The sequence below is a fragment of the Lentzea sp. NPDC051838 genome (assembly GCF_040681245.1).
Classification (GTDB): Bacteria; Actinomycetota; Actinomycetes; order Mycobacteriales; family Pseudonocardiaceae; genus Lentzea.
The window spans coordinates 1-25,468 of the sequence record NZ_JBFAYI010000014.1 but is presented as its reverse complement, the minus strand read 5'-3'; the positions used below and the strand labels follow the sequence as shown (position 1 = coordinate 25,468).

Annotated in this window: 23 protein-coding genes; 10 read left to right on the top strand and 13 right to left on the bottom strand. The window is 67.3% G+C overall.

The window, feature by feature from the left end; genetic code table 11:
* The first annotated feature begins 74 nt into the window (after positions 1 to 74).
* Both AB0M24_RS27070 and AB0M24_RS27065 read left to right on the top strand, forming a co-directional pair.
* Positions 75 to 296 carry a hypothetical protein gene (locus AB0M24_RS27070; protein WP_363773527.1) on the top strand — a complete coding sequence of 74 codons (222 nt, stop codon included), beginning with the start codon at positions 75 to 77 and terminating at the stop codon, positions 294 to 296.
* Positions 293 to 2,419, top strand: coding sequence for a TOMM precursor leader peptide-binding protein (locus tag AB0M24_RS27065; protein ID WP_363773524.1), 2,127 nt, complete (start codon positions 293 to 295; stop codon positions 2,417 to 2,419). The genes AB0M24_RS27070 and AB0M24_RS27065 overlap by 4 nt, the downstream gene beginning before the upstream one ends.
* On the opposite strand, the gene AB0M24_RS27060 is transcribed toward AB0M24_RS27065, so the two are convergent.
* Entirely contained in the window at positions 2,420 to 3,595 is a 1,176-nt protein-coding gene (locus AB0M24_RS27060) for an SGNH/GDSL hydrolase family protein (RefSeq protein WP_363773521.1), read from the bottom strand.
* Between the two features lie 66 nt (positions 3,596 to 3,661).
* Here AB0M24_RS27060 and AB0M24_RS27055 point away from each other — a divergent pair, with 66 nt between their 5' ends.
* Both AB0M24_RS27055 and AB0M24_RS27050 read left to right on the top strand, forming a co-directional pair.
* The gene (locus AB0M24_RS27055; protein WP_363773519.1) at positions 3,662 to 4,192 is read left to right on the top strand and encodes a class I SAM-dependent methyltransferase; all 531 of its coding nucleotides are present in this window, start codon (positions 3,662 to 3,664) and stop codon (positions 4,190 to 4,192) included.
* 73 nt (positions 4,193 to 4,265) lie between these two features.
* Positions 4,266 to 5,951, top strand: a complete 1,686-nt coding sequence (locus tag AB0M24_RS27050) for a hypothetical protein (protein WP_363773516.1) — start codon at positions 4,266 to 4,268, stop codon at positions 5,949 to 5,951.
* Here AB0M24_RS27050 and AB0M24_RS27045 read toward each other — a convergent pair.
* Both AB0M24_RS27045 and AB0M24_RS27040 read right to left on the bottom strand, forming a co-directional pair.
* Positions 5,948 to 6,589: a response regulator transcription factor gene (locus AB0M24_RS27045; protein ID WP_363773513.1), complete on the bottom strand. Its 642-nt coding sequence runs from the start codon at positions 6,587 to 6,589 to the stop codon at positions 5,948 to 5,950. The two genes, AB0M24_RS27050 and AB0M24_RS27045, sit on opposite strands and share 4 nt — an antisense overlap.
* Positions 6,586 to 7,749 (bottom strand): sensor histidine kinase, encoded by a 1,164-nt coding sequence (locus AB0M24_RS27040; protein WP_363773510.1) that lies wholly within the window; start codon positions 7,747 to 7,749, stop codon positions 6,586 to 6,588. The genes AB0M24_RS27045 and AB0M24_RS27040 overlap by 4 nt, the downstream gene beginning before the upstream one ends.
* Before the next feature lie 140 nt (positions 7,750 to 7,889).
* Between AB0M24_RS27040 and AB0M24_RS27035 the strand changes: the two genes are divergently transcribed.
* The 3 genes from AB0M24_RS27035 to AB0M24_RS27025 are packed head-to-tail and all read left to right on the top strand — an operon-like array spanning position 7,890 to position 9,967.
* Positions 7,890 to 8,876, top strand: coding sequence for an FtsX-like permease family protein (locus AB0M24_RS27035; RefSeq protein ID WP_363773507.1), 987 nt, complete (start codon positions 7,890 to 7,892; stop codon positions 8,874 to 8,876).
* Positions 8,873 to 9,532 carry an ABC transporter ATP-binding protein gene (locus AB0M24_RS27030; protein WP_363773504.1) on the top strand — a complete coding sequence of 220 codons (660 nt, stop codon included), beginning with the start codon at positions 8,873 to 8,875 and terminating at the stop codon, positions 9,530 to 9,532. Before AB0M24_RS27035 ends, AB0M24_RS27030 begins: the two co-directional genes overlap by 4 nt.
* Positions 9,533 to 9,574: 42 nt before the next feature.
* Complete coding sequence (locus tag AB0M24_RS27025) at positions 9,575 to 9,967, top strand: hypothetical protein (RefSeq protein WP_363773501.1); 393 nt, start codon at positions 9,575 to 9,577, stop codon at positions 9,965 to 9,967.
* Here the strand turns inward: AB0M24_RS27025 and AB0M24_RS27020 are convergent.
* The gene (locus AB0M24_RS27020) at positions 9,964 to 10,629 is read right to left on the bottom strand and encodes an alpha/beta hydrolase (protein ID WP_363773499.1); all 666 of its coding nucleotides are present in this window, start codon (positions 10,627 to 10,629) and stop codon (positions 9,964 to 9,966) included. The two genes, AB0M24_RS27025 and AB0M24_RS27020, sit on opposite strands and share 4 nt — an antisense overlap.
* 55 nt (positions 10,630 to 10,684) lie before the next feature.
* Here AB0M24_RS27020 and AB0M24_RS27015 point away from each other — a divergent pair, with 55 nt between their 5' ends.
* Positions 10,685 to 11,092 carry a MarR family transcriptional regulator gene (locus AB0M24_RS27015; RefSeq protein WP_363773496.1) on the top strand — a complete coding sequence of 136 codons (408 nt, stop codon included), beginning with the start codon at positions 10,685 to 10,687 and terminating at the stop codon, positions 11,090 to 11,092.
* Here AB0M24_RS27015 and AB0M24_RS27010 read toward each other — a convergent pair.
* The 5 genes from AB0M24_RS27010 to AB0M24_RS26990 form a co-directional block, all read right to left on the bottom strand.
* On the bottom strand, positions 11,089 to 12,177 hold the full coding sequence (locus tag AB0M24_RS27010) for a hypothetical protein (RefSeq protein ID WP_363773493.1): 1,089 nt from the start codon (positions 12,175 to 12,177) through the stop codon (positions 11,089 to 11,091). The genes AB0M24_RS27015 and AB0M24_RS27010 overlap by 4 nt on opposite strands.
* A 711-nt stretch (positions 12,178 to 12,888) precedes the next feature.
* Entirely contained in the window at positions 12,889 to 15,576 is a 2,688-nt protein-coding gene (locus AB0M24_RS27005; RefSeq protein ID WP_363773490.1) for a BTAD domain-containing putative transcriptional regulator, read from the bottom strand.
* Between the two features lie 22 nt (positions 15,577 to 15,598).
* The gene (locus AB0M24_RS27000; protein ID WP_363773487.1) at positions 15,599 to 16,153 is read right to left on the bottom strand and encodes a TetR/AcrR family transcriptional regulator; all 555 of its coding nucleotides are present in this window, start codon (positions 16,151 to 16,153) and stop codon (positions 15,599 to 15,601) included.
* Positions 16,150 to 17,541, bottom strand: a complete 1,392-nt coding sequence (locus tag AB0M24_RS26995) for a fatty acid desaturase (RefSeq protein WP_363773483.1) — start codon at positions 17,539 to 17,541, stop codon at positions 16,150 to 16,152. Before AB0M24_RS26995 ends, AB0M24_RS27000 begins: the two co-directional genes overlap by 4 nt.
* A gap of 74 nt (positions 17,542 to 17,615) precedes the next feature.
* A complete protein-coding gene (locus AB0M24_RS26990; RefSeq protein ID WP_363773480.1) occupies positions 17,616 to 18,428 on the bottom strand; it encodes a LysR family transcriptional regulator in 813 nt (270 codons plus the stop codon).
* An 82-nt stretch (positions 18,429 to 18,510) separates the two neighbouring features.
* Between AB0M24_RS26990 and AB0M24_RS26985 the strand changes: the two genes are divergently transcribed.
* Positions 18,511 to 19,368, top strand: coding sequence for an MBL fold metallo-hydrolase (locus AB0M24_RS26985; protein ID WP_363773477.1), 858 nt, complete (start codon positions 18,511 to 18,513; stop codon positions 19,366 to 19,368).
* A gap of 301 nt (positions 19,369 to 19,669) precedes the next feature.
* Here AB0M24_RS26985 and AB0M24_RS26980 read toward each other — a convergent pair whose 3' ends face one another.
* The 4 genes from AB0M24_RS26980 to AB0M24_RS26965 form a co-directional block, all read right to left on the bottom strand.
* A complete protein-coding gene (locus tag AB0M24_RS26980; RefSeq protein WP_363773474.1) occupies positions 19,670 to 21,283 on the bottom strand; it encodes a hypothetical protein in 1,614 nt (537 codons plus the stop codon).
* 124 nt (positions 21,284 to 21,407) lie between these two features.
* Entirely contained in the window at positions 21,408 to 21,758 is a 351-nt protein-coding gene (locus tag AB0M24_RS26975; protein ID WP_363773471.1) for an MmcQ/YjbR family DNA-binding protein, read from the bottom strand.
* Positions 21,758 to 22,996, bottom strand: coding sequence for a serine hydrolase domain-containing protein (locus AB0M24_RS26970; RefSeq protein WP_363773468.1), 1,239 nt, complete (start codon positions 22,994 to 22,996; stop codon positions 21,758 to 21,760). Before AB0M24_RS26970 ends, AB0M24_RS26975 begins: the two co-directional genes overlap by 1 nt.
* On the bottom strand, positions 22,996 to 24,246 hold the full coding sequence (locus AB0M24_RS26965; RefSeq protein ID WP_363773465.1) for a serine hydrolase domain-containing protein: 1,251 nt from the start codon (positions 24,244 to 24,246) through the stop codon (positions 22,996 to 22,998). Before AB0M24_RS26965 ends, AB0M24_RS26970 begins: the two co-directional genes overlap by 1 nt.
* 113 nt (positions 24,247 to 24,359) lie before the next feature.
* On the opposite strand from AB0M24_RS26965, the gene AB0M24_RS26960 reads away from it, so the two are divergent.
* Positions 24,360 to 25,097 (top strand): carbonic anhydrase family protein, encoded by a 738-nt coding sequence (locus AB0M24_RS26960; RefSeq protein WP_363773462.1) that lies wholly within the window; start codon positions 24,360 to 24,362, stop codon positions 25,095 to 25,097.
* The last annotated feature ends 371 nt before the right edge of the window (positions 25,098 to 25,468 follow it).

Here is a 25,468-nt window from a genome sequence, read left to right as displayed (position 1 = left end):
GGGTTCCACGATGTGATCAACGGACTTTCCGGCATGCTGGGCTCGAGGGACCGTCGTGGGAAGGGGAGGCTGTCATGAACGAGTTCGCGGCTGAGCTGGAACAGGTGTTCGGGGCGGCGCCGAGCCGGGAGACCGGCCTGGTGGTCGACATGTTCGACGGGGCGGGGCTGGACGGCGGGGGAGGGGTCGCCTTCTGCGTCACCAACGGCACCCGGCCGTCGGTGAGTCCGTGTCGTGCGTGCCCCAACACGCGCGTTGCCGCGTGTGGTGGCACTCGCGCAGTCGTTCCGGCGTGACGTCACGCCACATCGGGTTCAAGCGGCACCTGCGTGCCGAGGTGGTGCCGGGCGACGCGGTGTATGTGTTCTCCGAGGAGGACACCACCGCGTTGCGCGGCCCCCACGTCGAGGCGCTCGCGCCGTTGCTGGACGGCAGCCGGGATCTGGCCGCGGTGCGCGGTGAGCTCGACGCGCCTCCTGAACACGTCGCGGGGCTGCTGGGCCAACTCGCGCAGGCAGGGCTCATCGGGCTGAGCACTTCCGGTTCGGCTTACTGGGACGCGCTGGGCGTCGAACCCGCCGGAACGCCTGATGTCGACGTGATCTCGCTCGGTGTCGACGCTGAACTGCCGCCGATCACCGAAGGCGACGGCGTTCTGACCGTTGTGCTGGTTTCCGACTACCTCGTCGACGGTCTGTCCGAAGTGGATGCGAAGATGCGCGCGGCGAACAGGCCGTGGCTGCTGGCCAAACCGTTGGGCGCCAAGGTGTCGATCGGTCCGTTCTTCACGCCCGGCGAAGGGCCCTGCTACCACTGTCTTTCCCATCGGCTGTGGGCGAACCGCGCCGCCGAGGCCCACGTGCGCGAAGCTCTTGGTCTGCCCGGTGCGGTGCCACGTGCCAATGTCGACTTCGCGCCACTGCGGGCCGTCGCGCTGAACCTGGTGGCGCTGGAGGCGGCGAAGTGGGTTGCCGGTCATCGCTACGACGGTCAGCGGGAGCTGTGGACGTTCGACAGCCGTGACCTGACGGGCAGGCGTCATGCCGTCGCCGCTCGCCCCCAATGTCCTTCATGCGGAGATCCGGACCTGATGCGGGAGAAGGCCTGGCGTCCGGTGGAGCTGTCTTCACGGCCGGCGCTGCACACGTCGGGTGGTGGGTACCGGTCCTCGGCGCCCGAAGAGGTGCTCAAGGCCTACCGGCGCCTGATCAGCCCGCTCACCGGAGTCGTGAAGGACGTCGTGCGGTACGACGGAAGTCCGGCCTTCTTCAACGTCTTCCGCTCCGGCCCGAACGTCGCGGCCGGTCACCGAAGCGCGGCACATCTGCGGTCCGCCCTGCGTTCCCAGAACGGCGGCAAGGGCGTCACGGCGCTGGACGCCGAGGTGGGCGCGTTGTGCGAGGCGCTGGAACGGCACAGCGCCCAGGCCGACGGCGACGAGGCCTGCGTTCGTGGCAGCTACCGTTCCCTTGGCGCACAAGCGATCCACCCGGACAGCGTGCACCTCTACGATCCACGTCAGTTCGGCGACAGGGACGCCTGGAACGCCGCGCACTCCGGTTTTCAGCACGTCTGCGTCCCGTTCGACGACGACGCCGAGCTTGACTGGTCGCCGGTGTGGTCGCTGACGAAAAGCGAACACCGTTTGCTGCCAACGGATCTGCTGTACTTCAAGGCTGACGCGGACGAACGGCTCATGGCCGACTCGAACGGCAACGCGGCCGGTTCGTCGCTCGAAGACGCGGTCCTGCAGGGGATGCTGGAGCTCGTCGAACGCGATGCCGCCGCTTTGTGGTGGTACAACAGGACTTCACCGCCGCCCGTCAGTCTCGACGGAGACCCGTGGGTCAGCGAGCTGCGGTCCGTGCACGCCGGACTGGGCCGCGAGGTGTGGGCGCTCGACCTGACCTCCGACCTCGGCGTGCCTGTCGTGGTGGCGTTGTCGAGGCAGGTTTCCGGTGGGCACGTCGTGATGGGTTTCGGCGCGCACCTCGACCCTGCGCTCGCGACGCGCCGCGCGTTGACCGAGATGAACCAGATGATGCCCGCGGTGCTGCAGGGCCACATCGGGGACGATCCCGACCTCCTGCACTGGCTCGACATGGCCACGGTGACGAACCAGCCCTACCTGCTGCCGTCCGGCGGTCCGGTCACGCGCCCGTACACCGCGTCCGGTGATCTGTTCGTGGATGTGCTGGATGTCCAGGCACGGCTGGAGAAGGCGGGGCTGGAGGTGCTGGTGCTCGACCAGACCCGGCCGGACATCGGGTTGCCGGTGGTGAAGGTGATCGTGCCGGGGCTGCGTGGTTTCTGGGCGCGGTTCGCACCCGGACGGCTGTTCGACGTGCCTGTCACGCTCGGCCGGCTCGCCGCACCGACCCCGTACGACGAGCTGAACCCGATTCCGCTCTTCCTGTAGTCACAGCGTGGCGATGCGCACCGCCTTCGCCATCGCCTCGAACCCCTTGTCGCCGGGGTGCAGGTGGTCGCCCTGGTCGTAGTCGGGCCGGATCCGCTGCGGGTCGGCCGGGTCGCGGATCACCGCGTCGAAGTCGACGACGGCGTCGAAGTCCTTGCTGGAGCGGATGAACGTGTTCACGGCCTGCCGCACCGCTTCCAGCTCGTCGGTGTAGCTGCCCCAGCCCTTGAACGGCGTGATCGTCGCGCCGATCACGCGCAGGCCGCGGTCGTGGGCACGGGACGCGATCTGCTTCAGTGCCGCGATGATCTTGGCTGGATCGGTCTCGTGCGGGGTCTGCTGGATGTCGTTGATGCCCTCGAACACGATGACCGTGCGGACACCGGTCTGGGTCAGGACGTCGCGGTTCAGCCGGGACAGCGCGTTCGGGCCCGCCCAGCCGCCGTCCAGCAGCAGCCTGTTGCCGCTGATGCCCGAGTTGAGGATGCCGAAGCGGGTGTTCACGCGGTCGGCGAGCTGGTCCGGCCAGCGCAGGTTCGCGCCCCAGGTCGAGTTGGCGCCGTCGGTGATCGAGTCGCCGAGCGCGACGACGCTGCCCCGCAACGTGGACGAGCGGACGTCGACGCCGGAGACGTAGTGCCAGGCCGTGGTGCGTTCGCCGAAAGCCGCGCCGGACTCGTCGGAGGTGCGGTTGCCGTCGCGGGTGAAGTACGAGTTCTGCATCGTGAGCTGGTGGTGCGTGACCGGGCCGCCAGGTGCCGGGGTGAACACGCTGACCAGCAGGTTCGAGTCGGCCGGGACGTCGAGCCGCACACCGTCGCTGATGACGTCCGCGCCGGGCGGGGCGGTGATGCTCGGCGAGCCGCCGAACGTGAGGGTGCGCATCGTGCCGGGCAACGCCGTCGGGGTGTCCGGGCCGGCCGCGCGGGCCACGGTCACCGCGCCGAACTGGACAGGTGTGCGGCCGTAGGAGTTCGAGAGCCGGACGCGGATCTCCTTGCCGCCCGCGCTGACGTGCACGATGTTGCGGATCGAGAAGTTCGGGTAGCCGTTGTCGGTTCCCGGCACGGCCGACGACGGCGCGGTGGCCCAGGTGCCGACCCATCTCGCGGGTGCGGCCTGCGCGGGTGAGGCCGCCGCGACCACCAACGCCACTGCCAGCACGAAGCGCGTCATGCCCTCGACCTTGGCAGCGCTCCCACTCGGACGGTATCCGCCGATCTGCGGGTCTACGCTGCTGCTGTGTGGAACGGGGCTGAGTACCAGCGCAGGTTCGACTCGCTCGCCGAGTCGGGGATGGACGTGCACGGCGAGGCCGCGTTCGTGCGGGCCTACGCGCCGAAGTCGGTGCTGGACGCCGGTTGCGGCACCGGTCGGGTGGCGATCGAGCTGGCCAGGCACGGCATCGAGGTCGTGGGCGCGGATCTGGACGAGTCGATGCTCGCGTTCGCCCGAGAGCACGCTCCCGACATCACGTGGGTGCGGTCCGACCTGGCCGAACTCGATCTGGGGCGCACCTTCGACGTGGTCGTGATGGCGGGCAACGTGCCGCTGTTCACCGCGCCCGGCACGCAGGGCGAGCTGGTCGCGGGCGTGGCACGGCACGTGGGCAAGGTGCTGATCGCCGGGTTCAGCCTCGATCGCGGGTACACGGTCGAGGAGTACGACGCGCACTGCGCCGCCGCCGGGCTGCGGCTCGCCGAGCGGTTCGCGACGTGGGACCGGGAAGAGTTCCGCGGCGGTTCGTACGCCGTGTCGGTCCACCTGTCTTGATTGGGCCAGAAACCTGGTCTTGCGTCCTCTGCACGGTGTAGGTCTTTAGTTGATCTACTCGGCAGGGGGATGCATGCGTTTACTGGGAGCAGTCGCCGTCGCCGCGCTGGTGCTGAGCGGGCAGACCGCCGTCGCCGCACCGGCGCCGATCACACCGGACCCGTTGCTGGCGTTCCTCGCGGATCCCGGTCGCGTGGACCTGGCCGCGGCGTCGAGGGCGCGGGAAGCGAGGACTCGCGCACGCGTGTTGAGCGCTGCAGCGCCAGAACAGACCTACGCCGAACGGGAACCTGCTTCGGTGCGCGGCCGCAACGACACTCCGTGGACGGCGGAGGCCACCGGATTCCGGCGCAGCGCGGTGTTCACCGGGTCGCTGCTCGCGGATCCGACCATGCCCTCGGTCGGGGAGTTCGCGGAACCCAATGACACGCAAGCGACTGCGAGCGCGACGGGCGTGGGCACGTCACGTCGCGCGATCCGCACCGTCGGGAAGATCGCCGGTTCGGACGCGGACTTCTACTCGTTGCGCGGTGCGGGACTCACGTCGATCGCCACGCGTACGGACGGCAGTGATCTCGACACCGTGCTGACGGTTTTCGACGCTGCGGGCAAGGAAATCGCCTCCAACGACACCGTTGGGGTGAGCACCGATGCGCGGCTCGAAGCCGAGCTCGTCGCGGGTGCTGACTACTTCGTGCGGGTGACCGGCACGCAGAACACCGCCGGTTCGTACGAACTGACGCTCGCTGCCGGGGAAGGCTTCGGGGACAAGGACTTCTTCGCGGTCGACCTCAAGGCCGGTGACGTGATCGGCGCGTCGGTGGTGGGTGCGGCGCGCAAGATCGCGGTGCACGACAGCCGCGGACGGCTGGTCATGGGCTCGCAGCAGGACTTCTCCGGCGTGTACCCGGCATCGAGCCCGTTGCCCGGCGGTGGCAACGCGGTCGCGGACTACATCGCGCCGCGCGACGGCCGCTACTACCTCGGGGTCGAGGACGGCGCCGGCGCCTACTCGCTCACGGTGAAGGCGTTCCGGCCCGGCAGCGAAAAGGTGCCGCAGACGGTGTTCGTGGACTTCGACGGTGCTCTCGTCGACACCTCCGTGTGGGGTTCGCCGGGGGAGAAGCAGCTGTCGCCGTTGTCGCGGTTCCTCTCCGCGTGGGGTCTGTCCTCAAAGGACTCCGCCGCGGTCGTGTCGGTCGCGGTCGACACGATCCGGGAGAACCTGGCGCTGCACGGGAACTTCGGCGTCCGGTTGCTCAACAGCCGTGACCACGCCGACCCGTGGGGGCAGAAGAACGTCAGCCGTCTCGTGATCGGCGGCACGATCGCCGAGTCCGGCGTGGAGACCGTCGCCATCGCGCAGACCATCGACCCCGGCAACTTCGGGCACGAGGAGACGGCGATGGTGCAGCTCGACCTGCTGAGCGCGCCCGCCGGTTCGCCGGTCTCGCTCAACACCTACATGTCTTCCGCGAGCGACAAGGTCAGGTTCGTCGGCCGCGCTCTGGGCAACGTCGCGGCGCACGAGCTCGGGCATCTTTCCGGGTCGTGGCACCAGCACCAGTTCAACGAGCTCGACACCCTGATGGACCAGGGCGGCAACCCCAAGGCCATGTTCGCGGTGGGTGCGGACGGCATCGGCGGCACCGCGGACGACACCGACATCGACTTCGGCGAGGACGTGCTCGTGCCGAACGAGGGCTTCACCGGCCTGGAGGACGCCTTGTCCCGCACCAGGTGGGGCTACCGCCGCTAGCGCCGCGAGCCGATGATGCCGAGGTCCGTGGCGGCGGCGACGGCAGCCGTGCGCGACCCGACGCCGAGCTTCGTGTAGATGCGGGCGAGGTGCGACTTGACCGTGCCTTCGGTGAGGTGCAGACGCGCGCCGATGGCCTGGTTGGACAGCCCGTCGGCGACGAGGCCGAGCACCTCGGCCTCGCGCTGGGTCAGTCCGGTGCCGGGTGTGCGCATGCGGTTCATCAGCCGGTCGGCGACGGCGGGGGCGAGAGCGGTGTGTCCGGCGGCGGCGCTGCGGATGGCGGCGGCGAGCTCTTCGGGCGGCGCGTCTTTGAGCAGGTAGCCGGTGGCGCCCGCGGCGATGGCGGGCACGGTGTCGGCGTCGGTGTCGTAGGTCGTGATGATGACGACTCGTGGTGCTCCCGCGCGGCTGGTGATGACGGCGGTGGCTTCGGCGCCGGTCATGCCGCCCTTGAAGCGGAGGTCCATGAGGACGACGTCGATGCCACCTTCGGACGCGCGGGCTACGGCTGATTCCGCGGTTTCGGCTTCGGCGACGACGGTGAAGCCGGGTTCGGTCTCCAGGACGGCGCGCAGGCCGGCGCGGACGATCGGGTGGTCGTCGGCGAGGAGGAGACGGATGGGTGGGGTGGTCACCGGAAGTCCTGAGAAGTGAGGGGGAGTCGTGCGGCCAGCGCCGTGCCGTGGCCGGGTGTGCTCTCCACGGCGAAGGTACCGCCCAACGACTGTGCCCGCGCACGCATGGAGGTCAGGCCGAAGCCCGTGCCGCTGTCGACCGGGCCGGAGCCCGTGTCGGTGGGGCCGGAGCCCTTGTTCTCCCCTGCGGTGAAGCCGGTGCCGTCGTCCACCACGTCGACCGCCACCTGATCACCCAGGAAGCTGAGCGTCACGTCGGCGGTGCGGGCATGGGCGTGCCTGACGGTGTTGGCCAGCGCCGACTGGGCGATCCGGAGCAGAGCTGCCTCGTGGGTGGCGGGCAGCGAGACCGGGTCGCCGGTGAGGTGGAAGCGGACGATCACCGGGTGCTGGGCGGACGTGGTGGCGCACAGGCGTTCCAGCGCGTCGGCGAGTGAGGAGTCGTCCAGGGCGGGCGGGGCCAGCGCGGCGACGAAGCGGCGGGCTTCGGCGAGGTTGTCGACGGCTGAGCGGCGGGCCTGGTCGACGTAACCCGCGGCCTTCGAAGGCGAGGCGGGCAGGGCTCGTTCGGCGGCGCGGAGCAGGAGTTGGATGCTGGAGAGGCCCTGGGCGAGGGTGTCGTGGATCTCGCTCGCGAGGCGTTCGCGTTCGGCCAGCACGCCCGCGTTGTGCTGGGCCTCGGCCAGGGAGGCACGGGTGGAGACCAGTTCCTCGATCAGCCGGTGTTGCTTCTGGTAGCCCCACACCACGGCAACGGCCACCGCGGCGCCCAGCAACGGGCCGATGGCCACGGCCGGAGCGAAGCCGGTGTGGGCCGAGTAGCCGGTGATCGCCACCAGAGCGGTGGTCACGACGGCGGCGAGGCCCCAGCGGCGGGACAGCAGGTGGAGCTGGAGGAAGTACCAGGGGAAGGCGAGCCACACGGCGTCGGCGGACAAGACCAGCAGCACCAGCCATCCGACACCAACGACGGCCAGCCACAGCGGGACGAACCGGCGGGGCAGGAACGGGCCGGCCGCGTACACCAGACCCAGAGCCGCGGAGACCGCCACGACCGCGGGTGAGCCGAGGTGCTTCACCGCGACGAGGGCCAGCAGGCCGGCCACCAGCAGGTGCAGGCACCAGGTCAGCACGCGGCTCGGGGTGAAGGTCGTGTCCACAGTGTTTCCAGCATAGGTACGACCAGGAGAATCGGCCTCTGTCGAAAGACACAACTCCCGTGTCCTCTTTGGCCAGATGTGGGACGAACGCGCGGCGACGACAGTGGAGGAAGTCCCCACCGCCGAGTGAAAGGCCGACCGTGTTCGTCGCACTGCGAGACCTGAGGTTCGCCAAAGGTCGTTTCGCCCTGATGGGTGTCGTGATCGTGCTCATCACCCTGCTGGTCGGCCTGCTGTCCGGGCTGACCGCGGGCCTCGGCCGGCAGAACGTCTCCGCCATCACGGACCTGCCCGTCGACCGGATCGCGTTCAACGGACCGTCCTATTCGGACTCCACGGTCACCGCGGAAGAGCAGAAGCGCTGGGCCTCCACTCCAGGCGTGCTGCTGGCCGAACCGCTGAGCATCAGCACCACCAAGGCAGCCGGCAACCGGAGCGCGGCGGTCTCGGTCTTCGGCGTCCCATCCGGCTCTGTGCTCGCGGACGTGGGCGAGCACTCCGTCGTGCTGTCCGTGCCCGCAGCAGAAGAACTCCAGGCAACGGTTGGCGGCAAGATCACCCTCGCCGGCCGGGAGCTCACCGTCGCCGACGTGCGCGGAGACGCCTACTTCAGCCACACCCCGGTCGTGTGGACGAGACTCGCCGAGGGCATGTCCGCGACGGTTGTCGTCCTGAGAACCGACGGAGACGTACCAGGCACCGTCACCAAGGAGGAGTCGCTCAACGCCATCGGCTCCTACAGCTCCGAAAACGGCTCGCTGCAACTGATGCGCGGCTTCCTGTTCGTCATCTCCGCACTCGTCATCGGCGCCTTCTTCACCGTCTGGACGATCCAGCGCAGCGCGGACATCGCCGTCCTGAAAGCCCTCGGCACCTCCACGTCCGCACTGCTCGGTGACGCCCTCGGCCAAGCACTGGTCCTGCTGATCACCGGTACCGCCCTCGGTACCGCACTGGCCGCCGCGATCGGGGCAGCTGTCGAAGGCACAGTCCCGTTCCTGCTCGAACCGGCGACCGTGCTCACCCCGGCCGTCACCACGATCCTGCTCGGGGCGCTCGGTGCCGCGCTGGCCGTGCGCCGCGTCGTCACCGTCGACCCGCTGACCGCGCTCGGGAGCGTCCGATGAGCCTCACCCTGACCAAGGTCAGCCTCACCTACCCGGACGGCGACGGCAGGCTGACCGCACTCGACCGCGTCGCGCTCCACGTCCCCCGAGGCAGCACGACGGCGGTGATCGGCCCGTCGGGCTCCGGCAAGTCGAGCCTCCTCGCCGTCGCCGCCACCCTCGTCGCCCCCGACGCAGGCACCGTCACCGTCGACGGCACCCCGACCGAAGGCCTCACCAGGGGCGAGCTCACCGAACTGCGGCGGCACCGCATCGGCATCGTCTTCCAGCAGCCCAACCTGCTGCCCGCGCTCACCGCCGCCGAGCAGCTCCAGGTCATGACCGCGAAGCCCGGAAAGGCCCGTCACAAGGCCCTCGAACTGCTCGACGCGGTCGGCCTCGCGGACCAGGCAGGACGCCGCCCGCACCAGCTCTCCGGCGGTCAGCGCCAACGCGTCAACGTCGTCCGCGCGCTGATGAACGATCCCGCGGTGCTCCTCGTCGACGAACCCACGAGCGCCTTGGACCACGAACGCGGTGCCGCGATCATCGACCTGATCACGACGCTCACCCGTGCCAGGAAGACGGCGACCGTCCTCGTGACACACGACCGCAGCCACCTCGCGGAGGCCGACGCCGTGGTCACGATTCATGACGGACAGCTGCAGTCCGGGTGAACGTCCCGGTGCGGCACGGGATCGCCCGCTACCGTGTGCCGCGTGACGTCGTGGACCGAAGTGATCAACTATGTTCGGGTCCGGCACGAGGTGCTGGAGGAGACCGGAGACTGGCTGCGCTTCCGCCTCGCCACCGAGGGGGAGCGGACGCAGCAGGTCGCCGTCCACCACCTCCCGGACGTGGACGGCCAGGCGTGGGTGGAGATCTCCTCGCCCGTCGGCCGCGCTGACGACGTGGACCTCCGCCGCTTCCTCGAGCTGGCCGGGTCGCCGGAGATCGGTGGCGCGGCGGTCGTGGACGGTCTCGCGCTGCTCAAGCACACGGCGCCGCTGGAGGACCTGAGCATCCGCGAGGAGTTCGAGCGGCCGCTCACGCTCCTGGTCGCCCGCGCCGACGCGATCGAGCACGAGCTGACGAGCGGCGACCACTTCTAAAGGGCTTCGAACAGCTCCTCCGGGGTCTCCAGCTGCGGCAGGTGACCGGTGCGGGGGAGCAGCGTGAACGTCGATCCCGGGATCGCGGCGGCATAGGCCTTGCCGTACTCGGGGTCGACGATGCGGTCGCTCTCGCCCCACAGCACGCGGACGGGAGTCCGCACGTCGCCGAGTCTCTTGAGCAGCGTCGGGTCGGACATCGAAGGCCCGGTGTAGCTCAGGAGCGCGCGGATGTCCGGGCTCGGTCCCGCGGGTGCCTTCGACGGGTCGTGCCACGAGTGCGCCTGTATCTCGGCGAGCGAGAACCCGCTGATGTCGGTCACGGGGTGGTCCTCGACCTCGACGCCGATCCCGTTCACGATCACCGCCGCGGTCACGCGCGGGCTCCCGAGCAGGGCGATCTCGGCCGTCAGCCAGCCGCCGAACGAGTTGCCGAGCACCGTCACGTCGGTGAGGTCCATGCTGTCCAGCATCTCGGCGTAGTGCCGGGCGAGACTGGCGACATCGGTGAGCCCGGCGGGTTTCGGAGTGTCGCCGAAGCCGGGATGCGTGGGCGCCAGCACCAGCGAGTTCGTGCGATCGGCCAGCAAGTCCGCGAACGGCGTCATCGTGTGCACGCCGCCCCCACCGTGCAGCAGGAGGTAGGTCTGTGTGGGAGTCATATAAGGAACCTTAGATAAGCATCCTTATCTAAGCAAGATGGTTAAGCTGGAGAGCGTGAAGCACCGTGCCCCGGACGTCGCGCTCGCCGTGAAGCGCCTGCAACACCGCCACCACCGCGCGATGAGCCAGGCGCTCGCCCCGCTCGGTCTCTCGCTCGTGCAGTGGGACACCCTGCGCCACCTGCACCGGCAGCCGGACGCCTCGCTGCACGACCTCGCGGTGCTCACGTTCCAGACGGATCAGTCGTTCGGCTCGCTCGCCGTGCGGATGGCCGAGCGCGGGCTCATCGAACGAATCGACGGACCAGGCCGAGCCGTGCGGCACAAGCTCACCGACGAGGGCGCGCGGCTGAGGGCCGAGGGTCAGGAGCTGGTCGACGGCATCACCGAGAAGTCGTTCAGCGCGCTGTCGGTGGAGCAGCTCGACCAGCTCGGCGACCTCCTCGCCATCGCGCTGGGCTAACGAGGGTCGCCGAGCTCGACCGGCGTGCCCTGGAACGCCCAGATGTCGTCGCCGAGTGAACGATGCGACCAGCGCAGCACCCCGTGTCCGAGCAGGTCGCCGGTGAGCCACGACTGGTAGGTGATCAGCGGGCTGCGGTGCAGTGGCCACGGCGCTGTCGGCACGGTGTCGCGACGGTGGGCTTCCAGCCGGTCCCACGGAAACGACTTGGCGAGCTCGCCCAGCGCGTTCGCCCGCCGCAGGACGCTGTGCACCGGCAGGCCGGCGGGCGTCAGGACGGTCGAGACCAGCTGGTCACCGGAGATGACCCATGGCAGGTCCAGGTCGTGCGCCGCTCGCCGCACGGCCGGCACGGACAGCATCAGGGCAGCGAACTCCGGGTCGTCCGTGTGCCGCAGTTCAGATGGCACACCGACTTCGTCCTCGTCGACCTCGCTGACGAGGGCCTCGGTCATGCCAGGGCCGAACGCGGCGAGGATCGAGAGGTACGGGAGCGGGAACGGCAGCGTCACCGCGCACACCGTCAGGTAGCAGGTGGAGAGGGTGAACGCCTGCTCGAACGTCGTCTTGCGGGACAGCCGGGCGAGGTCGACCTCGTTCGCCACCTCCAGGTCGAACGCGGTGACCGGCCGACCGTGCAGTGACATGCGCAGAACACCTTGCGCCACAAGCTCGGCGGCGTGCTTCACGCGGTGGGCGTGGGCCGGAGTCGCGTGGCGCGGAACGGTTTGCTCGACCCGGCCGAACCGTGCCGCGAGCTCGGCGGACTGTTCCTCGTAGGTCGTGTCGCGGAACTGGTCCACCCCTCGGCGGCTGACGAGCGTGCTCGCGTGGGCCTGCCGGTCCGCCTCGCGCCGCTCCGCGACCTTCGCGACGGCTCGCCGGGCGAACACAGCGCCCGCGACCAGCAGCGCGATCACCCAGACGATGAAGGTGACCAGCAGCCAGGTCCATCCCGCGGAAAGCAGGACGGCGATGAACAGTGCGAGCGACAAAAACGCGGCGATCTGGTTGTACGGTGTCCGTGCGAGGGCGTGCGGAGCAATTTCTGTCCGGTCCACGGGAATCGTTGGCGCGTTCTGCATGAAGCCAAATTCTAGTGAGCCGCGTTTGCGCTGTCCTGTGCTGCTGAACTGGAACTTCAAGGTTCGTGAAAGAATTGCCGGGCATCCTGAAGTGCATGTGGATCACGCATTTTCTTCGCGTGCTCGGGGGCCTGCTCGCGGTGCTCGGGCTACCGCTGGCCGCCGCTGGTCTGAACGTGCTGAAGAGCTATCAACAAACCCAGATCGAGAACGGTGCCACCCGGTTCGCGGTCGCTCTCGGGCTGGCCGTGGTGGTGTGGGCGATGGTGGTGTTCTCGTCGTTCCTGCACCACCCGGTCGTCGGTTTCCTGACCTTCCTCAGCCTCGCTTGGGCCGTCTGGTCCGCGGGCTCGGCGGTGGAGCTGGGATACCTGCGGCAGCACGGGCAGACGACCTCCTGCGCCGTGCTCGCCGCGAACAAGCGCGTGGAGACCTCCTACACGCTCAACGGCGACGGCACTCGCTCGATGGAGAGATACACCTACTACGACCACGAGCTGGACTGCGTCGACCGCGGTCGCGTCGAGCTGACGCTGGGCCACGAGCTCGCGCCGAAGGGACAGCGGCTCGACCTGACCTTCGCCCCGGACAACCGCTTCGACCCGGTTCCGGCCGGCGACCTCGGCAAGGGGGAGGGCAGGACCGCGACCGCCGTCGCCCTCCTCGGGCTGACGTTGTTCGTGCGCCTGGTGGACTTCGTGGTGGTCGCCTTCAGCCCGACAGCTTCGATCGAACGGCCGTGGTCTCGGGCAGCTCGAGCAAGGAGAACAACGCCTCCGCGCGCTGCCAGGCCTCCCGTGCGGCCGCTGACCTACCGAGAACATTCAGCGCGTCGCCGAGCTGATCGGCGGTGACGGCCTCGCTGTAGGAGTCGCCCAGCTCGCGGAACAGCGCGCACGCCCGTTCGTGATGACCGACGGCGGACGCGTGATCGCCGCGTTGCTGGTGCACGAACCCAAGAGTGCGCACGGTGTGTGCCTCGCAGTCGCGGTCGTCCACCTCATCGAGCAGTGTCAACGCCTCGGTGCTGTGGGCGACCGCGAGTTCGTGCTCGCCGAACTGCGCGTGGTACCAGCCGAGCGCGCTCAGGCTGAACGCCTCCCACGCGCGGGTGCCGACACAACGGGCCAGTTCCAGCGCTTGCCGTGCTTCTTGGACGGCCGCGCGGTCGTTGCCGCGGGCGTGGCAGAGGCTGAGCGAGAAGTGCGTGATGGCCTCGCCCGTGCGGTCACCGAGAGCGCGGTACGACGCCAACGCCTCGGTCAGTTCCGCGATGGCCGCCGGCTGGTCGCCCTGCACGCTGTGCGCCCGGCCGAGCAGGTGCAGCACCTCGGCGAGCGCGGCGTGGTCACCGAGCCGGCGTGCCGCGGCGAGGGCCGTGAGCTGGGTCGTCGCGCGGTCGTCCCAGCGGCCGCTGCGGGTCAGGTAGGTCGACAGCGTCCACGGCAGCTGCCAGGCGTGGACGTCCCAGCCGTCCCGCGCGGCCAAGTCGGTGACGGCGAGCAGCACCGCGCGTTCGGCGGCGAACCAGGCGATCGCCGCGTCGTAGGAGCTGACGGTCAGCGGGGTGACGCACGGATCGGTCAGTGTGATCGGTGGCCAGTGCGGGGAGAGACGGCGCTCGGCGGCGAACCCGGTGTGCAGGTAGTGGTCGAGCACTCGGTGCAGTGCATCGCGTGACTCGTCCCGTGTGGCCTCGTCGCGGGCGAAGGCGCGCATCAGGTCGTGGAGGGCGAACCGGCCGGGGAGGTGCTCGGTCAGGACATGCGCCCTCGTGAGTTCAGCGAGCAACGGCCTCACGTGCTCACCAGCCAGCGCAGTGGCTGCATCGACGTCGATGTCGGGTCCGGGGTGCGCGCCGAGCAGTCGGAACAACCGAGCGGCCGCGGGGGAGAGTCGCTGGTACGACCACGACGTCACGGCGCGCACACTCGAGGCGGGATCCCCGGCGTCGAGTGCGTCGAGCCGGCCGCGTTCGTCGTGCAGCTCCGAAACCAGCGTGCTGAGCGGGAAACCTGGATCCGCCAACGCACGCGCCGCCACCACTGCGAGCGCGAGCGGCAGCCCGGCACAGAGCCGGATCAACCCGTCCACCGCGGCCGTGTCCCGCACCCGCTCCTTGCCGAGTCGCTGGGTCAGCAACGCGACGGCGTCCGGCACGGCGAGCATCGGCACGCCTATCGGACGGGCCTGCTGCGTCGCGACGAGGCCGGTGAGGCGGTGGCGGCTGGTCACGATCACCAGACAGCCGGTTCCGCCGGGCAGCAGCGGCCGGACCTGGTCCTCGTTCAGCGCGTTGTCCAGCACGACCAGCATCCGCCGCCCGGCGACGAGCTCGCGGAACAGCGCGCCCCGGTCGTCGAGATCGGCGGGCATGCGTTCCGGCAGCACCCGCAACGCGTCCAGGAACCCGCGCAGCACCGCGGCCGGATCCGACGGCGGCGCGGACGGGTCGAAACCGCGCAGGTTCACGTAGAGCTGGCCGTCGGGGAAAGCGTCCACGTGGTCGTGCGCCCAGCGCAGCACCAGCGACGTCTTGCCGACCCCGCCCGGCCCGCCGACCACGACCACCCCGTTCGACGCGGCGTCCAGCAAGGCTCGTTCGGATGCCCTGCCCACGAACGCGAGCGGCGGCGCGGGCAGCTGACGCGGGACGGCGTGCCGGGCGGGCGGGGCGATGGCGGCGTCGTCGGTGAGCATCTGCAGGTGCAGCAACCGCAGTTCCGGGCTGGGGTCGGCGCCCAGCTCCTCGGCGAGCCTGCGCCGCAGCTCTTCGTAGCGCTGCAACGCTTCCGCCTGCCGTCCGTCGCGGTAGAGCGCGAGGAACAGCTGCCAGGCCAGCCGTTCGTCGAGCGGGTGCTCGGCGGCCGCGGCCGTCAGGTCCGGCACCAGGTCGCTGTGCCCGCCCGAGCGCAACGCGATGTCGTTGCGGCGCAACCAGGCCGTGAACCGCTCCTCGACCAGCGCCGTCCGCAGCGACGTGAACCAGGGCGTGTCGGCACCGTCGAACGGCTCGCCGCGCCACAGGCCCAGCGCCTCGTCGAGCAGGCAGGCCGCGTCGGGGTCGGCGAGGTCGTGCGAGCGGTAGATCAACGACCGGAACCGGTGCAGGTCAACGGACTCCGGCGCGACGTCGAGCAGGTAGCCGCCCGGCCGCCGCAGGATCTCGACGCTCTCGACCTGCCGCAGCCGGGCGATGTAGGTGTGCAGGGTGTTGCGGGCGCGGTGCGGCAGGTTCTCGTGCCACACCGACTCTACGATCTGGTCCGACGACACGACCTGGCCCGCGTGCACGGCCATGACGGCGAGGACCCTGCGTTGCACCGCATGGCCCAGTTCGAGCGGCTGATCGCTCGCGTGTGCCTCGATCGTTCCGAGCACCGCGTAACGCGTTGTCACCCCGCAACCCTACTGAGGGTGATCAAGCGAGCAGTTTCCCGGCTGCCCAAGTCACGGCTCTGGCGGTCTTCGCGGGCTCGTTCGACGGCTGCATCACGTGGCTGAGCACGTGCCGGACGATCAGGTCGACCGCGATGTCGAGCTCTTTCGGCTTCAACGCCAGCTCGTAGGTCTTCAAGCTGCGCGACACCACGGACTTCGCCGCGTCGAGCAGTCCGTCCGTGTGGGTGGTGAGCAGTGGCAGCAGCTCCGTGTTCGCGCCGTGCGTCGCGGACACCACGGCGTGCAGCAAAGCGTTGTCCTGAGCCAGTTCCAGCACGCTCTGGACGGCGGCGTGGATCGCCTTGAGCACGTCGTCCGGGTTGTCGTCGAACGCGGTGGTGACGACGGCGAGGAAGCGCTCGAGCTCGGCCAGCACGACCGCCTCCGCGAGCTGCGGTTTGGCGCCGACCTCGTTGTAGACGGTCTGCCGGCTCACGTTCAGCTCGGCCGCCAGCCGTGACATGGTGACCGCCTGCCAGCCCTGCTCGGTGATGAGCCTGGCGGTCACCGCCACGATGTCGTCGTGCAATGTCATGGGGCTCCGATGGAGACGAAGTCGACCTTTTCCCGCACCCCGCAGTCGGGGCAGCACCACGAGTCCGGCACAGCCGACCACGGCGTTCCGGCCGGGAACCCCTCGCGAGGCGCGCCGACCGCGGCGTCGTAAACGTAGCCGCAGCCAGGACAACGGCCTCCGGCGGCGTCCAGGTCGAGCGTCGCGATGGTGTCCGGCGCGGTGTCGTGCGCGGTGACCGGCTGCGGGTAGCGGGCCAGCACCTTCGCGCGCTTCGGCGGGTGGATGTTCGCGAGGCTGATGTCGCCGTGGAAGTGGCCGAGCACCCGCGGGTCCATGACGCGGCGCCACACCGGCGGCACCAGCGCGAGCAGGATCATGCCCGCGTACCCCGTCGGCAGCACCGGCGACTCCTCGAAGTCGCGCAGGGTCTGGTAGCGCCGCACCGGGTTCGCGTGGTGGTCGCTGTGCCGTTGCAGGTGGTACAGCAGGACGTTCGTGGCGATGTTGTTGGAGTTCCAGCTGTGGCTGGGGTTCACCCGCTCGTACCGCACGCGGCCGGGGATGCCGACCTTCTGCCGCAGCATGCCGTAGTGCTCCATGTAGTTCACGACTTCCAGCAGCGAGAAGCCGATGATCGCCTGCAGGACCAGGTACGGCAGGATTCCCCAGCCCAGCCACCAGATCATCGCGCCCCACAGCACGGCCGACATCAGCCACGCGTTGAGCACGTCGTTGCCGATGCGGTACGGGTGGCGGTCGCGGCGGGCGTAGCGCTTCTTCTCCAGCCGCCACGCGCTCTTCACCGAACCGACCACCGTGCGCGGCCAGAACCGGTAGAAGCTCTCACCGACCCGTGCGCTCGCGGGATCCTCCGGCGTCGCGACGCGCACGTGGTGGCCGCGGTTGTGCTCGATGTAGAAGTGGCCGTAGAAGCTCTGCGCCAGAGCGATCTTGGACAGCCAGCGCTCGTGGCTCTCCTTCTTGTGCCCCAGCTCGTGCGCGGTGTTGATGCCGATGCCGCCGATGGCGCCGATCGAGACCGCGAGCCCGATCTTGTCCACAACGGACAGATCGCCGGTCGCGATCACGTAGAACGCCGCCGCGAAGCCCGCGTACTGGATCGGCAGGAACAGGAACGTGATCCAGCGGTAGTAGCGGTCCTGCTCCAGCGCCTCGATGAGCTCGTCCGGCGGGTTGGAGCGGTCGAGGCCCACGAGCAGGTCGATGGCGGGAACGATGATCAGCACGACGATCGGGCCGGTCCACAGCCAGATGCCCCAGCCGGTCAGCGCGTGCATGCCCAGTGCCACGAAGGCGAGCGACGGCACCACCAGGCCGATCAGCCACAGGTAGCGCTTGCCGTCCCTCCACTGCTCGGTCGACCCAGGTGTGACGGTGCCTGTCATCGCACGCTCCTCCCGTTTTACAAAACGGTAGGAGATGTAAAAGTGATTTGACAAGAGGCGGCTGGTTGTAAAGTTCAGGAGCTCGTGGCGGCCTCGATGAAAGCCCTGGTCAGCGGGTCTGTTTTGGTCCAGGCGAGGACGACCGGGCTCGGTGGCAGGTCGTCGATCGGCACGACCGCGAGGTCTGGGCCCAGGTCGTGGCCGAGCGGGGCCAGGCCCACCGTGCCGTTCCACAGCACCGACTGGACGCACTCCTGGACCGCGCGAACCGTGGGGCCCTGCCGGGGTTTGCCGCCGTTCCAGAAGCTCCGCCAGATCTCGTCGGTGCCTTCGGGGAACTGGAACCAGGTGCGGTCGTCGAGGTCCGCGGTCGTGAGGCTCGTCCTGGTGGCGAGCGGGTCGTCGGCCCTGAGGACCGCGCCTACCGGATCTTCTTTCAGGACAAGGGTTTTGAGGCCTGTGGTGTCGAAGGGGCCGCGGGTGAGGGCGATGTCGACCTGGTTGGTGCGCAGGCCGCACGTCGGATCGGTGAGGTCGGCTTCGCGGATGAGGATCTCGACGTCGGGATGCTTCTCCCTGAAGGCTTTCGCGATCGTGGTGGCGGTTCTGTCGTCGAGGATGCCGATGGTGATGGTTTTGTGCAGTTTGGCCTTGATGCGGTCGGCTTGATCGAGGAGGGCTTTCGCTTCGTCGAGCAGGGTGTGGCCGGACTCGGTGAGCGTGACGCCGGCGGGGGAGCGGTGCAGCAGCGTGGTGCCGAGGTCGGTTTCGAGCTGCTTGATCGCACGGCTCAGCGGTGGCTGACTCATGTGCAGACGTTTCGCGGCTCTTCCGAAGTGGCGTTCCTCGGCGACGGCGACGAAATAACGCAGGGTCCGCAGCTCCATGAACAGGCACGATACTCGCTCGGTATCGGGCTGACCTTCTTGGTCTTGGACTGCGCGCGGGGTGTGGCGGTTCGGTGGAGACATGAACCTTCCTGACCCCGTCGTCCACGTTTCCGATGCTGTCGAGGTGGCTCCCGATGTTCTGGTGATCCCGAACAAAGGTGTTGGTCTCGTGCCCAACATCGGTGTGATCGGTGGCTCTGACGCCGTGCTCGTCGTGGACACGGGCCTTGGCCTGGAGAACGCCTCTGCTGTGCGGGAGTTCGCTGTCGAGGTGGCTCGTGGGCGGCGGATTCACCTGACCACGACGCACTTCCACCCCGAGCACGCATTCGGGGCTTCGGCGTTCACCGGCTCGTACGTCGTGAACCGGGCTCAGTCCCTTGACCTGCAACGGAAGGGTGTTGGTTACCTGGAGATGTTCCGGGGCTTCGGTGGGGCTGTCGCCAAGCGGTTGGACTCGGTTTCGGTGCCGGAGCCGGACGTCGTGTTCGACGGCGTGCACACGCTCGATCTCGGTGGCCGTTCGGTCGTGCTGCGACCCACCGGGCGCGGGCACACGTTGGGAGACCAGGTGATCGAGGTGCCCGACGCCGGCGTGCTGTTCACCGGCGACCTCGCGGAGACCGGGCAGTTCGCGATCTTCCCGTGGTTCCCGCCGCACGACACCGACGTGTCCGGGGTGGCGTGGATCGACGTGATGGACACGTTGATCGCTCGTGCGCCTCAGGTCGTGGTGCCTGGGCATGGCGCTGTCGGCGGTCCTGACGTGCTGGCCGAGGTGCGGGACTACCTGCGCGAGTTGAGGGACGAGACGTGGCAGCGACGGGACTCGGCGGACGTCGTGGCGGAGGTGCGTGCGGTGCTGGTCGAGCGGCACCCGTCCTGGGCAGGGCAGGAGTGGATCGAACCCGGCGTCGGGTGCCTGTGCGCTGAATAGTCGCTTATGCGGTCTGCGCCCGCGTGATTTGCTGACGAGTGAACCCCATCAGTTCGCGCCCCTTTGCAAGGGTAGTCAGAGCGGCAGTCAACTATCTACCAAATTACCGTGCACGTTTTCAGGGAATCATTGATCGCGTCGGATTTTGGCTGAACTCAGCCCGTCGCGGTTCGTGATCTTCTCGCGCCATGAACAATATGGACGTTTCACGTTCTACTTTCGGTGTAGTATCCGCATCGGCGGCACATATTGGCGAGCTACCTCCTTCGGTGGAGGGGAAGTGATCCTGACACGACGGGCGTTAACGTTGACGTGAACCTTTGATGCTCAGATCGTATGTGAGGAGAATTTTCGTACCGCGCACCGCAGACTCCGGCTCGCTGAGCAGGTCGGGGAACCTGTAGAGCTGCTGCATTGCTCTAAGCGCATAACCCACCGCTTGCGAGCGATACTCTTGCGCCTCGATGTAGGAAGGCTCCCTGCTTCCATGCACGAGCTTGCTCCGAGTATCATAGAGGCTCTTAAGCTCCTTAAAGCGTTTAGTCCGCTCTTCTCCGCTTTCTGGCTCTAGAAGGCATGCTAGTGCACCGCAGACTCGAAACGATGTCTCCATGTCGGTGCCAACCATATTTTCCCAGCAAATGATCGCGTCGATCAGTCCGTCTAGAGGGTCTGTACGCGTGCTAACCGCTGAGACCAGTCGCCGAGCTCCGAGTGTCAGCTTACCGGGATGCTTGTCCTTAACTTCCCGCGCCCAGTGCTCAATTTTCTCTGCCCTTGCACTATCGATATGCACGTCTCCATAAGGTGCGAAGCTCACCGCGTGTGTGCCAAAGGAGGAGCCATGCTGCGTCATATCTAGCATCGCTCTACTTACCACGGCCATCGCCATAGGTGAGGTAGGCTCAGACGCCATCAACACCGAGAATCGAACCATGTCGATATCGTGATCGAGCTGCTTGCGAGACTCTTCAAACTTGGATTCCAGACCCTTCCATATATTGGTCATGCCATTGTTGGACAACATCTCCTTGGCAGGAGCGACTTTGAGAATCTTGAAGGCGTGAGTTGTCTCTAGTACCACGGACACCTCGCGACCCAGGCCGGGCTGCCGTCCGAAGAGGAGCCGATCGGCTTCACTTCGCTTCCTCAACCGTCCTTGAGGAAGGTTAACCTCGCGTTCCAGGGTTATGCCTGCAAATCCAACAAGGACGGGAGTTCGGGCTTGCCTGCCTATTGCCAAACGTCGCCAGTCCGCAATAATGGCGGCAACGGCAGAAAGAAATGATTCAAAAGATAATTCATTTTGAATCAACTGTCGCATGCGGGCATGGGAGAGGATTAGATCCGGTAGTGAGACGAGTTGGAACGTGCCGCCTCTACCGGCGGACGTGAGTACGGATGACTGAATTTCAGTCACCTCTCCCCGTGAATCCGGATCATCTGAGTATTCTGGAAACAGCTTTTTGAGCGAATCATCCTGCAGTATTCGATTCCAAGCCTCGTTTCCCGCTGGATGGGTGAAGGTGAGAGCGCCCATGGCGCCAAAGAATGCGGGCCAGTTCTCGTCTTGAGGAATCAAAAACGAGGGCCAGGCATCTCTTGCGAGTCGCCACATGCAGTCGACAAGCGGATCGCCATGATGTGGCTCGGGGATTTCTCCCCCGCTCTGCATTCGCAAAAGCGCGGCAACGCTACAATTGTGTTCGGGAAGATAGCCGCTAATCCGATGGATTATATGGACACGCCTGAGATCTTTGCCATCTTCGGTGTCGACGGCCTCTGCGACATTGTGTAGCAATTTCAACGTAGCCTTCTGGCCGTCGGTGAGATCGTTTATGTGACCATGGTTCGATGTGGCAAGAACGTAGTCGAGGAATGGTCTTCCGTAGGTTTCGGTCAGGTAGTTGTCCATGCGTGAATTGTATCCTTTCAGTAATTCACGTAGGCTTTAATGTCTGATTGTCATGATCCGCAATCATTGGGACCCCCTTCATTGAATGCCTGATTGCCGATTTACTCTATAGCTTCAGTGTTGACTAAAGGTAGTCCTCGCCGAGGTGGGCGCGGATGACCTTCTTGGGCACGCACATGGTCCAAGCGCCGATGACGAGCTCGGTCATCTCCTCGACGTCGAGCTCGGCCATCGACGCGTGCACCCACTGGAACCGCATGTCGGACTGGCTGGGGAACGCGAACTTCACCGGGTCGCTCGCGACCAGCGCCTCGCGTTCCTCGCGCGGATAACCGAAGCCCAGCACGGTTTCGTCGCGGGAGAGGGCCGCGTAGACGATCTGGCCCACGCGGAACTTCACGCGGTCGCGGATCAGGTGTTCGGTGGTGCGCGGCAACTTGAGCGCCACGGCACGGATGTCGGCGACGGTGACCATCAGGCAATCCTGTACGCAGCGGCGCCGTTGTGCAGGTACTTCGCGCGACCGTGCTCGTCGGAACCGATCAGGGACATCACCTCGTTGCTGCTGGTGATGATCGTTCGCTCGCTGTGGCGGACCACCTCGGCGCGCGGCTTGCGGAGCGACTCGGCGAAGCCGGTGCGCGGGCGGTAGGTCAGGTGCTCGGCGTCGAGGGTGATGTCGAAGAGCGGGTTGCGGTAGGTGCCGTGCATCCAGTCGTCGATCGGTGCCGGGTTGTGCGGTGGCGCGGGTGGCTCGTGCATGTCGATGCCGTGGGCGGCGAAGACCTCACGGGCGAGCGGTTCGCCGTTCACGCTGTTGGTCAGCACCGCCACGGCGAGGTTTTCGTCCGGGATCACGCGCAGGAACGCCTTCTGGCCCTTGGAGATGCCGGTGTGGCCGAGGTGGCCGTGTCCGTAGATCATCCAGGCGAGGCCGTAGCCGCGGATGCCGTCGCCGAACTCGGGGATCTCGGTGAGCTGGGGTTCGCGCAGTGCCGCGAGTGCCGGGTCGGTGAGGTGGTGGTGGACGAACGTGAGCAGGTCGCGGGCTGATGTGGCGAAGTGCGAGCCGCTGGGTGCCGTCCGGTACGACACGGCCCAGGACTTCGTGGGTCCGGTGTCCAGGTGGCCGACCGCTGTGCGGTGCAGGATCGCCTCGTAGGGGTCGGTGGCGACGGCTTTCAGGCCGAGCGGGGTGATCAGGTGCTCGCGCAGGACGTCGTGGAAACGCTTGCCGCGCACGACTTCCACGAGTCGGCCGAGGAGGGCGAACCCGGTGTTGGAGTAGGAGAAGAGGGTGCCGGGTTCGAGCAGGTGCTCCTCTGTCCGCAGCGTGGCGATGAACTTCTCCAGGGCGTCGTCGCTGCGGCCGGTGTCGGTGAAGTGGTTGGGCGCGATGCCGCTGGTGTGCGTGAGCAGGTGACGCGGGGTGATCGTGTCGGTTGCTTCCCGGTCGCTCAGCTGGAAGCCGGGCAGGTGGTTCGTTATCGGCTCGTCGAGGTCGAGCTTCTTTTCTTCTACCAGTTGGTTGACGAGGGTCGCTGTCCAGATCTTGGTGATCGAGCCGATCTTGAACACCGAGTCCGGTGTGGTCTCGACCTGGGTGTGGAGGCTGAGGACGCCTGCTGCCTCGTCGTGGATCTCGCCGTCGTTCAGGACGGCTACCTGCGCGCCGGGGACGTCGTACTTCTGGATCAGCTCGCGCAAGGTCATCAGGCGATCCTGCGGCAAGCGTTGATGTTGTGGAACCACTTCGCGCGGCCCTGCTCGTCGCGGTCGACGAACGTGGCGACGTAGTGAGTGCCGAAGTCCGGTTTCTTCGTGATGATCGAGGTGTCGTCGAAGCGGACGATCTCCTGGGGTGGGTGGCTTTCGGTGCCGTCGCGCCAGGAGTAGCGGATGTCGGTTTTGGTGACGGTGTAGTCGACCTTCGTGCCGCGGTAGGTGCCGGTCATCCAGTCTTCGATGGGTGCAGGGTCGTCCGGTGGCGTCGGGCGGGGCGGGGTGTCGATGCCGGCCAGGTCGCGCAGCGTGTGTGTGATGACCTCGTGGGCCAGTGGAGCGCCGCCGAGGCCGTTGGTCAGTACGGCGACCGCGACCCGTTTGTCCGGCACGACGCGCAGGAACGCCTTCTGGCCGATGGTCGTGCCGGTGTGGCCGACGACGCCCTTGCCGTAGAGCATCCAGCCGAGTCCCCAGTGCGGTGCGCCGAGGTTCGGGGGCACGGTGACCTGGGGTTCGCGCAGTTGCTGGAAGTCGGTCATGTGCAAGTTGATGAACTTCAACAGGTCGTGCGCGCTCATCGCCAGTTGGGCGCCACCTGGTGCGTTGGAGTAGGCGAGTGCCCACGTCGTGACGGGTTCCAGCGTGCCGTTGACGTCCTCGTGGCCCACGGCGGCGCGGTGCAGGATCGCTTCGTAAGCGTCGGTGGCGACCGTTCGCAGGCCTAGGGGCGTGACGAGCTCCTCGCGCAGGACGTCGTGGAACGGCTTGTCGCGCAGCACTTCGATGAGTCGGCCGAGCACGGCGAACCCGGTGTTGCTGTAGGAGAACATCGTGCCGGCGGGGAAGAGCTGGTCTTCTGGCGTGAGGGTGGCTACGAACCGTGCGGTGGCGTCGTCGTTGCGGCCGGTGTCCGTGAAGTGGTTGCCGTCGATGCCGCTTGTGTGGCTCAGGAGGTGACGCGCGGTGATCGGCTCCAGCATTTCGAATTCTGGCAAATAGTTATGAATCGGACAATCCGGATCTAGAACGCCGTCGTTCACCAATTTCTGGGCCAGAGTCGCGGTCCAGAGCTTCGTGATCGAGCCGATCTGGAACACCGAGTCCGTCGTCGTCTCAATTCGCGTCCTCGTGCTCAGGACGCCGGCGGCCTGCGTGTCGATCTGGCCGTTGATCAGCACCGCGACCTGGACTCCTGGCACGTCGTGACGCTGAATCAGTTCAGCGAGATTCCACCCCATGGAAAGACCTTATGGGGGTTTGCCTCCACCTGAGACCGGAACGAATTCCGGAACTGTGAGAGCGTGACCACACTTTCGCCCCCTTTTCACTCGATCGGGTGAAAAGTAGAGCGATGAACCTAAGACGGTCCCTTCCGGCTCTTGTTCCGCTGGTGCTCACCGCGTCGTTCTTCGCGGTGGGCACGGCTGAGTCGGGGACACCGAAGCAGAGTCCCGTCAACGTGACGGCCGGGTCGATCCGCTTCGACCCGCACGCGCCGAAGCTGGACGTGTCGTACGGGAGCTCTGCGCTCGAGTTGAAGTACATCCGCAAGGACGCGGACGCTGCTGACGGGTGTACTACCCGTCATCACGAGGAGACTGAGGAAGCGGAGGTCGCGCCTGGGGCCGGTCACGTGACTGTGGCTGGTGTCCGGTACGACCTCGTGCAGTTCCACTTCCACACGCCGTCCGAGCACTCGTTCGGTGGGCGGCACACGCCGCTTGAGATGCACCTTGTGCATCGGAGTGCTGAGGGCAAGCTGCTGGTGGTCGGTGTGCCGCTGGTGGTCGGGTCTCGGTCCGTTGTGGACGATGTGTTGGCTACGTTGGCGCCTGAGTGCGGGGCGCCGGTTGAGGTTTCCGCTGTTGATCTGAATCGGTTGTTGCCTGCGTACAACCATCTGACGTTGCACTACACCGGGTCGCTCACCACTGCTCCGTTTACTGAGGGTGTGGAGTGGTACTTGGCTGGGGAGCAGCACGTTACTGCTGCGACTGTTGCTCGGTTCAAGGGGTTGTTCACCGGTGGGAACGCTCGGGCGGTGCAGCCGTTGAACGGGCGGACGTTGGTTGAGGTGCCTCGGATCTGATCCTGGGTTTTGGTTTGGGGGCCGGTTCGCCTTGGTTGGGGGCCGGTCTTCTTTTGGTGGCGGCTTCTTTGTGGTGGCGGCCTTCGGCCGCGCGCGGTTGGTTCGTCGGTCGTCCCCCTGTTGCGTCGGCGGCTGCCTGTTTCGTGTCCGTAGGTGGTCGCTTCGCCGTTGTGGTGTTCCGGTTTCGTAGCGTTCCCCTGTTGCGTGCGGGCTGGTGCTGTTGCGTGCTTCCCCCTTGGGAGCTCTGCCCCAAACCCCGCCAATCTGATCAGGGGGCCAGCGCTGTGGGTGGGTTGATGGCACGCCTGTTGCTTACAGCGGCTTGCTGTTGCGTAGGTGGTGCGCTCCGGCGGGCCCCGTCACGAGTCGCA